At 63.6% G+C, this 11,144-nt stretch carries 2 protein-coding genes and 2 pseudogenes; 1 reads left to right on the top strand and 3 read right to left on the bottom strand.

The features are described from left to right. Window positions 1–100 (top strand): annotated as a pseudogene (locus AC25ND_RS21065) (IS5/IS1182 family transposase); the annotation flags it as partial. A gap of 87 nt (window positions 101–187) precedes the next feature. Here AC25ND_RS21065 and AC25ND_RS21060 read toward each other — a convergent pair. The 3 genes and pseudogenes from AC25ND_RS21060 to AC25ND_RS21050 form a co-directional block, all read right to left on the bottom strand. After that, window positions 188–583, bottom strand: a pseudogene (locus AC25ND_RS21060) (IS4 family transposase); the annotation flags it as partial. Between the two features lie 233 nt (window positions 584–816). Next, a complete protein-coding gene (locus AC25ND_RS21055; protein WP_486976570.1) occupies window positions 817–1,062 on the bottom strand; it encodes a hypothetical protein in 246 nt (81 codons plus the stop codon). Then, complete coding sequence (locus AC25ND_RS21050) at window positions 1,059–11,126, bottom strand: two-partner secretion domain-containing protein (RefSeq protein WP_486976569.1); 10,068 nt, start codon at window positions 11,124–11,126, stop codon at window positions 1,059–1,061. The genes AC25ND_RS21055 and AC25ND_RS21050 overlap by 4 nt, the downstream gene beginning before the upstream one ends. Window positions 11,127–11,144 lie beyond the last annotated feature (18 nt).

Raw genomic sequence — 11,144 nt, 5'->3', positions numbered from 1 at the left:
GGGTACACGCTATTGCAAGCTAGCGGAAAGCTTCGCTGCGATGCTCACGCTGGCTTGCTGGCGGCGGTGTTTACGACATTACTTTTCGTACACTGCCTAATCTCGGCCTACCTACATGACAGCTAGATCCCTTCGCTGCCAGGAGCTGGAATTAGAGTAGGAAAAATAAATCTGTCCCCTTTTCTACTCTCCAACGCCACGACGAGGGGGCTTGATCACTGATCGATGAAGCCGTGTGACGAACCAGTGTTGAGACCATTTCCACCGGTAAGCGCTGCCTGGCTCTGCAGAAGGCGCCTGTACGAGTGCTGTTGGGCTTCATACCGTTGCAGGATCGCTTGATGGAAAAGTCATTGACCGCCTGCTGGCAGGAGCGATCAGCATTCATTGCTTGAGCCAGGAACATCGAGAGCGTTTCAGTCGGTGGGAATAGGCGCTCTCGATGTGCTGGCAACAATGACTCGACACGCTTTAGCAGTTCGGGGGCCATGAGGAGATCGAAAAATGCCTGAGCGTCACTGGTCGAAGCATGGTGGCGGAAACGCTGCTGTTGATGCTGCAGGATTTGACGTCTACGATCCATTCTGGGCTGCGTCCTTGGCTTAATGGTGTGTGTTCGTAACTATCACCGTAGACCAAGGCCAGCCCTTCTTCATTTTTTCTTGTGGATCAAAGGGTTGGCTGTTAAGTAAGTGCCATTCAAATCTGCCCCTTTTTGGTCCTACAAACCGAAATTAGAGTATGTCCCTTTTCGGTCTTACTCAAGCTTAGCCCCTTGTGGCTCAAGCAATCCGCGCTCGGGAATCATTTAGAAATTTACTTCCTATCACCCCACTTGAAATATGAAGCAACACATATCCCAAGCCACACAGGTACTGCATAAGCTAAAAAACCAGGAAATAATCCGGAGATATCAGACCAGCCAAAATTCCACGCACCATGCTCATAATAAACAATTATAGCCCCTAAAAAATTTGCCATAACACCTGTAAAGAAAAATAAAGCAACTAAATATATAAAAAGCAGCACATAAGCTTGAAACCTCGACTTAGGCTTAATCACTTATTATCTCCCATTGCTCCTAACTTACCGCCTACAACCTCGGACGTCTGAGAAGCCACGGAGGCACCTACCGCCTCAGAATACCTTCCGGCATACGGCTTTAATTTATCGGTTACAACCTGTCCAGCTTTCAGGCCCACCGCACCGCCAATGGCCGCACCTAAAACTGGATACATTGGACTATCACCTTTAATCAAGCTCCCTAAGAATGCCCCTCCCATACCTGCACCAATAGTGAATGCGGCCCCGCGACCTTGAGTTGCACCACCCACAGTGGTAGCAATGGCAGCATCCACATAACTAAACGGCTTATCCGTAGACAATTGATAGCTAATGTTAGCACCACCGCCAATGACACCGCCCATCGCTGTGCCAGCAAGTCCTGCCGGGGGCGATATAACCGTGCCCAACGCAGCTGGAGTATACACCCAACCAGCTACATAATCATGACCAGGGCCTTTGTACCCATCGCTTCTAGCCAAGGACTGGAACGCATCAGAAATCTGCTCGGGTGTCTTGCCTTGCTCCGCCATAGATGTTCCTAAGCTAGCAGCTTCCGCCCCCCAACTTCCCCCTGGATGTAAAAAGTCATTATAGCGCTGAGCGTTTCCAGCCACCCAACTGGCGGTTTCAGGGTTCCCGTTACCCAGGGCTCCTGCCAAAACCCCAATAATCTGGGCGGTCGCCACCTTGAACTGGTCGTCCGTAGCAAACCGTGAATCGAGATACTTACCTAAACCTGCACTTGTAGCCGCCGTGAGCCCCTGCGCTGCAGCACCTGCCAGTGCCCCTGTTTTGAAGTCTCCTCCCTTGGCGGATGACAGCGCTCCACCCAAGACTGCGTGCATTAGGATTTTTTGTGCAGAGCCAGGACTGACGTTGAGATATTCAGCTAAATCGCCGACCTGTTTATTACCGAAGGCCGCCGCCAAATCCAATCCTTCAGACACAGCAGCAGCCCCAAGATTATCTTTGAAGCTGCCTCCATTTATCGCTGTGTTCACACTGCCAGCGACCAAAGCATGTGTGCTGCTACGAAGGATGTTCTGGCTGACCGAATTCCAATCCAACATACCAGAGCTATACCCTGGATTACTGATGCCATTGGCACTCAGAACCAACGGACCATCAGGATTCCACCCCGCAACTGCTGTGTCTATTCCACTCAAAATTCCGCTTGTTACCATCTGCGTAGCGTATCCCTTTATGGCCTTGCTGCTGGTTGCCGCTTTTAGGCCTGCACCGATGTCTCCACCACCGTTTATGGTTCCTACGGCAAAGTTACTGGCCATGGCACCTGCAAGCGGACCAAGATAGACGCTCGCGACAATCGAAATAATCAGGGCGGGTGCTGCTCCCAGCCCTGAATTTTTGTAATCCCAGCTGTCGTGAATTTCTTTTACTACTCGCCAATCCACTTGTCCGCTGGCCTCGGCCTGCTTGATCCACGCCAGTTGGGGCTCTGCTCGGACCATTGCATCAATCGTTTGGCTGACGGTGTTTTGGTCAATTTGCTTAATATCAATATTTATTTTGCCAGCGGCCCGAATCGCCAATTCCCCCTGGGTTACCATCAAGGTCTGGCGCAGCGTCTCATCCGTACTTCCCTTACCTTTGGCGCTGGTCCACGCCAGGTCCGATTTGCTCTTCTCGTGACTCTCCTGATGCATGTCCTTGACCGCTTCGAAGGTCACCGAACCGCCGCTATCAATAGTCAGGTCCGCACCGGAGGCGAGTTTCGCGCCCTGGTACAGCTGGTCACCGCCGCTCTCGAGGGTCAGGTCGCCACCACTGGTGATCTCACTGCCCACCGCCTTCACGTCGGTCACTTCATCACGCTGGGTCTTCTTGCTCCCCCAACCACCCTTCTTGTTCATGTCATACAGCGAGTACTGGCTGTCGTTGGCGGCCAGCAGCTCGAGCTTGTCGCCGGCCACCAGGTAGGCTTCGTCGCCGGCGCTGGCCTTGCTCGCCACCATGCGCAGGTCGCGCCCGGCGTCGATGGTCAGGTCGCCGCCGGCCTTCACTTCGGCCGACTGCTGCTCGACGTCGTCCTCCTGGCGCTCGTACTTGGTCTTGCCTTTCTTACCCTTGGCGTAGCTGTGCTCCTCGTTCGCCGCGGCGGCCAGGGTCACGTCGCGCCCCGCCTGCAGGGCCAGGTCGCGGCGGGCCTCGATCTCGCTGGCGACGATGCTCAGGTCCTGGCCGGCCGTGGCGGTGAGGTTGCCGCCGGCCTTCACCTCGCTGCCGTACTGGGTGATGCTGGTGTCGTGGCCACTGACGCGGCGGCGCTGGTACTCGTGGCTGTCGACACCTTCCTGGCTGGCGATGATCAGGTCACGCCCGGCATCCATGTCGATGTTGCCGCCGGCCTGCACGGCGCCGCCGACAATGCCGATATCCTGCCCCGCCGTGATCGTCAGGTTGTTCGCCGCCTCGATGCGCGCGGCGGTGTCGACCAGGTCCTTGGTCACGTGCTCACCGCCCGCGCGGCCTTCCAGGCGGGTGACACTGCGCTCGTTGATCACGTCGCCGGTCAACGCGGTGAGGCTCACTTCACGCCCGGCGATGATCCCGCCCTGGGCGTTGCGGATCGACTCGGTGGCCAGCATGTCCAGGCGCCCGCCCGCCTCCATCAACCCGGCGTTGCCGATGTTGGTGGCGCTGACGGCGAGGTTGTTGGTGGCGCGCAAGGTGCCGACATTGACCAGTTCGCCGCCGCTGATCAGGTTGACGTCGCGGCCCTGGATCAAGGCGCCGTTGGGGGCCACGCGGCCATTGGCATGGGCCAGGTACAGTACCGGGGCGAGTACCTTCTCGCCGTTGACCTCGACCTGCTCCATCCAGACGATGTCGTGGGTCAGCGCCGCCACCTGCTCGGCGCTGAGCGACACGCCCACGCTCAGCGACAGCTTGTCCTTGCTGGCGATGGCGTTGTCCATCAGGTAGCGGAACAGCGTCTCGTCGCTGGTCATGCCGTCGATGTAGCGCTGGCCGGTACGGGCCACCACCGCCTCGCGGATCAGGCGCTGCTCGTAGAGGCCGTCGCCCAGGCGCTTGATGGCCTGGTCCGGCTTGATATTGAGCTGGCCGAGCATGTAGTCGGAGCTTAGGAACTGCTTGAGGTCGGTCAGGACCGGATTGGTCTCTACCAGGTACTTGTGCGAGACATTCGGCACGCTGCGCTCAGGCACGCCCTGGACCAGCTTGACCCCGGCGGCCAGGCCGCCCAGCGCCACGCCGGAGCCAGCCACGGCGCCCTGCGCCGCGGCCGCGCCGCTGGCGCCAAGCGTCTGCGCGGCACGGCTGTCGGCGCTGGCCGTGCTGGCCAGCGGTGCGATGAAGGTGCCGCTACCGGCCTGGGTGCGGTCGCCGGTCGCGCCCAGGGCGTCGCCGCTGATCGCGGCCTGGCCGGCCTGGCTGCTGATGCGGAACAGGCCGTTGCTGCCCTGGGGCAGGCTGAAGCTGGGCAGGGTCACCGGGTTGACCTGGCGCTGGGCCAGGTCCGGCGGCAACTGCGGGTTGAGCGCGCGCACCTGGGTCTGGGCCTGGCGCGCATCGGCCGTGGCATCGCCACGGGCATTGATGGTGCCGGCACCGGCCTGGTTGACGCGTACCACGCTGTTGTCGATACGCTGGGTGGCGTTGATGGTCACCGCGCCGGCCGACTGCACCACCGCCGGGGCGACCACGGCGCCGGCAATCGGCGTCTTGTTGTCGATGACGTCATAGATGCTGGCATAAGGATAGCCAGACGCCGCCATGACCTGATCGAGGGTCAGCGAACCCGGGTTCTGGTTGAACTGGTTCTTGGCGTTGATGAAGGCGTTGTACTGCCCGCGATCACGGGTGTACATGCTGGCGGTGAGGTTGCGTTGCTCGCCGCCACCGGCGCCCTTGTTCTCGAACACGGCCGTGTTGATGGCGATATCGCCGCCCGCCGAGACACTGCTGTAGTGGTTGCGGAACGCGTTGCCGGCAAAGGTCAGCTTGCCGCCGCTGGTGATGAAGGCCGTGGGGCTGTCCTGGTCGATGACATCCTGCCAGCTTTCCGTGGCCGAGAAGTACAGCTCGCAACCCTTGCCCTTGCAGCGGTCGTCGGAATACACGTTGACGTAGCCGGCGACCAGCTTCTGCTTCGAGCTCAGGTGTTCCTTGCGGTTGAGCAAGGTGTCCACCGCCAGGGTCATGCTGCCGGCGCTTTCCATGCTGGCGGAGATATTGTCCAGCAACGCGGCGCGGGCGCTGCCGTTGCCGGCCAGGTCCAGGCCGCCGAGGCTGTAGATATCGCCGTAGTAGTTGCTCAGGCTGCCCACGCGCAGGGTCATGTCGTTGCCGCTGAACACCAGGCCGCGCTTGTTGCTCAGGGTGTTGGCGGCAAGTGTCACCGCCGCGGCGCCGCCGAGGGTGCCGCGGTTTTCCAGGCTGGCGGCGTTGACCGTGAGGCCACCGAGGGCGGTCAGGCGACCGTCGTTGCTCAGCAGGTTGCGGGCGGTCACCACGCTGCCGGCGCCACCGGCCAGGCTGGCGGCACTGGACAGGCGGATGTCGGTGGCGCTCAGCCCCAGGCCGCCGAGGCTGCTCAGGCGGCCGTTGCCGTCGTAGTTGCCGGTGAGGTCGAGTTGCAGGCTGCCATCGCTGGCCAGCAGGCCATGGTTGGTCCAGTCGCCACCGCGGCCCTTGAAGCTCTCGACCGCCAGCAGCTTGCCGCTGGCAGTCTGCACGAAGCGACCGATGTCCAGCTCCAGGCGCCGGGCCTGCAGCACGCTGTCGTTGGTCCAGCTGGCGGCGCCGATGCTCAGCAGGCCATCGGTATGCAGCACGCCGCCGGCCTGGGTGACCTTGTCCGAGGCCAGGCCGAAGGTGCCAAGGCCGGTGTGCAGCAGTTGCCCGCCGCTGTTGCTCAGGCCGCCGATCTGCAGGTCGAGGTCGTGGTTGGCGGTGGCCAGCACGCCGTTGTCGTTGAGCAGGTTGCCCGTGACGATGAAGCGGCTGGTGCCGGTCTTGCCGAGGGCGCGCAGGTTGCCCGCGCGGTTGTCGAGCTCGCTGGCGCGCAGCAGCAGGTCGTTTTCGCTTTCCAGCTGGCCGAGGCCGTTGTACAGCGCGCCGCTCAGGCCGAAGTCAATGTGCCCGGCGCCGATCTTGCCGCTCTGGTTGAGCAGCTGCTGGCCCTGCAGGTGCAGCAGCCCGGCGGCGTACAGGCCGCCACCGCGGTTGTCGAACTCGGCGGTGTCGAGCTGATTGTCGCCCCCCAGGGCCGAGAGGTAGCCGCCCTGGTTGTTCACCCGGGTGTCGGCCTTGATGTCCACCGACTGCGCCTGGGTGGTGCCGCCGCCGTTGTCGAACAGGCCGGCGAAGACGCCCTTGAACAGGCCTTTGACCGCGCTGAGCATGCCGTTGCCGCCGTTGTCGAGGCTCGCGGCATGCAGCTCGAGGTCGCCCGCCTGGCTCTCCAGGCGTCCGCCGTGGTTGTTCAGGGCCTTGTCCAGGCGCACGTCGATGCCGCCCTGGCTCTTCAGGGTGCCGGCCTGGTTGTCCAGGGCATTGGCGTGGATGTCGAGCTTACCGTGTTCGCTGAACAGCAGGCCGTCCTGGCCGTTGAGCAGGTCGCCGCTCAGGCGCAGTACCAGGTTCTGCTGGCTGGCCAGGTTGCCGCCGCGGCTGTTGTCCAGCGTCGCCGAATCGACACGCAGCAGGCCGTGGCTGATCAGCTTGCCGCCGTTGTTGGCGATGCTGCCGGCCTTGAGCAGCAGGTCGGCGCCACTGACCAGGCGCGCGCCGTCGGTGTTGAGCAGGGCCCCGGTCAAGGTCAGGTCAAGCAGCGCGCGGCTGGTCAGCTGGCCCTTGGCGTTTTCCAGGCGCTTGCCGACGACGGTGATCGCCTGGCCGTTGATCTGCCCGCCCTGGTTGTCGATGACGGTACCTGCCTGGTCGAACGCCAGGTCGCCGGTGGCGGAAATGAGGCCGCCACCGCTGTTGTCGAGCCGGTCGGTGACACTGAGGGTTATGGCCTGCTCGGAAGAGATGATGCCCTTGCTGTTATGCAGGTTGGCCGCGGTGATCTGTTGGTTACCCTTGCTGACCAGGGCGCCCAGTTCGCGGTTGTCGAGGGTACCGTCCAGGGTCACGCTGAGGTCGCCGTCCTTGCTGGACAGGGTGCCTTCGCCGCTGTTGTTCAGGTCGGTACCCTTGGCCAGCAGGCCCTGCGCGCCGGAAATCAGGCCCTTGCCGCTGTTGTCCAGCAGTGGCGCCTCCACGGTCAGCCGGCCATCGCTGAGGATACGGCCCTGCTGGTTGTCGATGCGCTGGGCGAGCAGGCTGTAGGATTGCTGGCTGGTGACTTCGCCGGCGCTGTTGTCGAGCTTGCCCAGGTTGTGGATGTTCAGTGGACCGTTGGCGCTGATCAGGCCGCCCTGGTTCAGCAGGTCGCCGCCGTTCAGGTCGAGGTCGAGCTTCTGTTCGCCGATCAGCCGCCCCTGGCGCTGGATCAGCGTGCTGACCCGCAGCAGCAGGTCGCCCTTGGCGGAAATTTCACCGCCCTGGCTGGAATCGACCTGCCCCGCCACCAGCGTCAACGCGCCATCGCTGTGGATCCGGCCGCCGCGCAGCAAGGCATCGGCGCCGTTGCGCAGGTCGCCGGTGGTCAGTTTCATGGCCTGCTTGCTGCTCAAGGCACCGCCACGGTTGTCGAGCGCGGCGCTGTCGACGGTCATCGCCGCCTGGCTGATGAGCTGGCCGCCCTGGTGGTTGTCCAGCTGGCCGGTGGTGACGGTCACGCCGGTGTTGCCCGACAGCAGGCCGCGCTCGCTGTTGAGCAAGCCGGCGCTGGTCACGGTCAACGCGCCGACGGCGGACAGGATGCCCTGGTCGTGGTTGTCGAGCTGGCCGCCGATCGTGGCCTTGAGGGCCTGGCCGCTGGCCAGGCTGCCGCCGGTGTAGTTGTCGAGGCGGGTGGCCTCGACCGTGAGGTCATGGCTGGCCGACAACACGCCTGCAAGGCTGTTGTCGAGGACGCCGGCGATGCGCAGGGTCAGGTCCTGGGCACTGATCACTCGCCCGCCACGGTTGTCGAGTTTGTTGGCAACCAGGCTGAAACCGTGATTGGCGGAAATCTCGCCCGTCTCGCGGTTGTCCACCACTCCGATCTGACGCAACAACAGGCTGCCCGGAGAACGCAGCAGGCCGCCGTTGCGGTTCACCAACTGGCCGTGCTGCAGGTCGAGGTCGATACCGGTTTCGCTGACCAATTGCCCGTGGTCGTTCTGGTCGAGGCCGGTCAGCGTGGCATCGATCTGGCCGGTGGCGCTGATGCGCCCATAGGTGTTGTTGTCGAGCTGGGTTCCAACCAGCAGCAGGCTGCCGGCACCGATATTGCCCTTGGCACTGTTGTCGATGGCGCCGCTGCGCAGCTCGGCGTGGTCTTGGGCGCTGATGACGCCGAGGTGGCTGTTGTCCAGGCGACCGGCCTTGAGCAGCAGCCCGGTGTTGGTCACCAGGGTGCCGCCCTGGTTGTCCAGCAACCCCTGGCTGGTCAGGTCCAGGGCCGTGTTGGCCGAGACCTTGCCGCCCTGGCGGTTGTGCAACGTGCCGGCATTCAGGGTAACGGTGGCGTCACTGACGATCAGGCCGGCGTCGCTGTTGTCCAGCTTGCCGTCCAGGGTGACGTCGATGTGCTGGCGGCTGCTCAGCTTGCCGCCGTTGTTGAGCAGCTCCGTGCCGTGTAGGCTCAGGCGGTCATGGCCACTGAGCAGGCCCTTGTTCTGGTTGAGCAGGCGCTGCACGGTGAGGGCCAGGCCACGGTCGCCGATGACCTTGCCGCCTTGGTTGTCCAGCAATTCGCTGGCATTCAGGACGACCTTGCCGGCGCTGGAAATCTCGCCCTGCTGGTTGAGGATGCGCGCCGCGCTGATGTCGGCCACGGTGGTCGCGCCAATCTTGCCGCCCTGCTGGTTGTCGATCGTGTCGGCGGTGAGCAGCAGGCTGCCCAGACTGGTCAACTTGCCGCCTTGATGGTTCAAGTTGCCCAGGTGGGCCTCGAGATCGCCCTTGGCGGTGATGTTGCCCAGGCGCTGGTTGTCGACCGTGCCGGCGATCAGGTCGAGACGGCCATCGCTCTGCAGGTGGCCGGCATCGCTGTTGGACAGGCTGGCGACGTCGATGTGGGCCTTGCCCTTGGTGGTGGCCGCGCCCTTGTCGCGGTTGTCGAAATGCCCGCCGGTGACGGTCAGCGAGCGGTCGGCGAGGACCAGGCCGCCACGGTTGTCGAGACGCTCGCCGTGCAGGGTCAGGTCGCCGAGGCTCGACAGCAGGCCGTTGTCACGGTTGTCCAGGGTCGCCACCTTGACGCCCAGTGTGCCGTCGCTGCGCAGGTTGCCCTTGCCGCTGTTGTCCAGGCCCACGGCCTTGAGGTCGAGCAGGCGCTTGGCCGAAACCAGGCCTAGACGATTGTCGATGTCGGCGCTGGCGTTGATCAGCACATCGCCGCCAAGCAACTGGCCGCCACCGTTGAGTAGGCCGGCGGTGCTGATGTCCAGGCGATCCGCACTGAGCTTGCCACCGTCCTGGTTGTCCAGCAGCGCATGGGTGGTCAGCTTGGCCTGCCGGTCGCTGCCGACCAGGCCTTTGTCACGGTTGTCGAGCTGGGTGGCGGTGACCTGCAGGCCACCCTGGCCCACCAGGCGGCCGCCCCGGTTGTCGAGGGTTGCGCTGACATCCACCACGGCCTGGCCCTTGCCTTGCAGCAGGCCCTGGTCACGGTTGTCGATCGCGTGGGCGTTGACCGTCAGGGTGTCGTCGGCCAGTACCTGGCCTTGGCGGTTGTCCAGCTGGCCAGCCGTCAGCGTGGTCGCTCGGCCTTTGAAGGTGCCACCCTGGTTGTCGAGGGTGGTGCTGCCGGTGGCCTCCAGGGTGCGGTTGGCCACCACGCTGCCACGGTTGCGCAGGGTCTGGCCCGTGAGGGTCACGTCGCCGTGGGCATTACGGGTGTTGTCCAGCTCCACGCCGGCTTCGATGATGCCCTGGTTGTCGATCCGCGCGCCGGCCACGGTGATGCTGCCCCTGGCGGCGAGGCTCTGGCCGACGGTCACATCGTCACGCACGCGCACGGTGGCATTGCCGGCGGCGTAGGTCTTGCCGGTCAGCTCGGCGCTCTGCGCGGCGACCGTCAGGTTGCCGGCACTGGACGTCTGCGCCAGGGTCACCTTGCCGTTGGCGTCCACCTGGATGTCGCCGGTGGTGGCGGCCATGTTGCCGGCCAGCTTGACGCCCACGCCCTGCTCGGTGCCGACCAGGCGAATGGTGTTTGCATACATGCCACCCAGCGCCGAGCTGTCGATGGCCAGCAGCGGCTTGTCGCCGCCCTCGTCGGCACGCGGCGTGGCCTGCAGGGTGTCGGCCTTGACGTCGTTGCGCCCGGTGACGACGTTCAACTGCTTGGCGTGCAGTTCGGTGTTGAGCTTGGCGCTGCGGGTGATCAGGTCGAACTGGTCGAGGTTGGTGGCATTGAGCGCATCGCCTTCGATGGCGATGTCGCCGCCGTCCACCTGGAAGCGGTCGAGGCGCTCGCCGTCCATGATCGGCTTGCCGGTGGTGAGGGTGGCCCGCGGCGTGTTGATGAAGCCGCAGCCCTTGCAGGTGATGCCATGGGGGTTGGCGACGATGACCCGGGCCGCCTGCCCCGCCACCTCGGTGTAGCCCTGCAGGGTACTGCGGTTGCCGCCGGTGACCTGGTTGAGGATCACCTGGGCCGCCTGGCCCCTGAGGTTGGGGTTGCCGACGATGATGCCGCCCAGTTGGGTCGACTGGGTCTTGCTGGTGGCGTTGTTGAGGATCAGCCCGTTGCTGCCGACGTTGTAGTCGCGGAAGGTGTTGGTCGACAGGCCGCTGCCATTGGGCGTGGCGATGTTGACGATCGGCACCCCGTTGCCGGCCTGCTTGATGCTGGTGTTGGCATTGGCCGCCGCATCGACGGTCAGTTGCGCGGCCGTGGCGACGATGGGGTTGAGGAACAGCACCCCCGCGACGATCAGGGCGATGCATTGGTTCAGTGGGGTGCGGATATCCATGTCGAACAAACTCCAGGC

This window comes from Pseudomonas sp. P110(2024) (assembly GCF_057480795.1).
The sequence above is the reverse complement of the archived record's forward strand: the minus strand, read 5'-3'. Positions and strand labels throughout refer to the sequence as shown.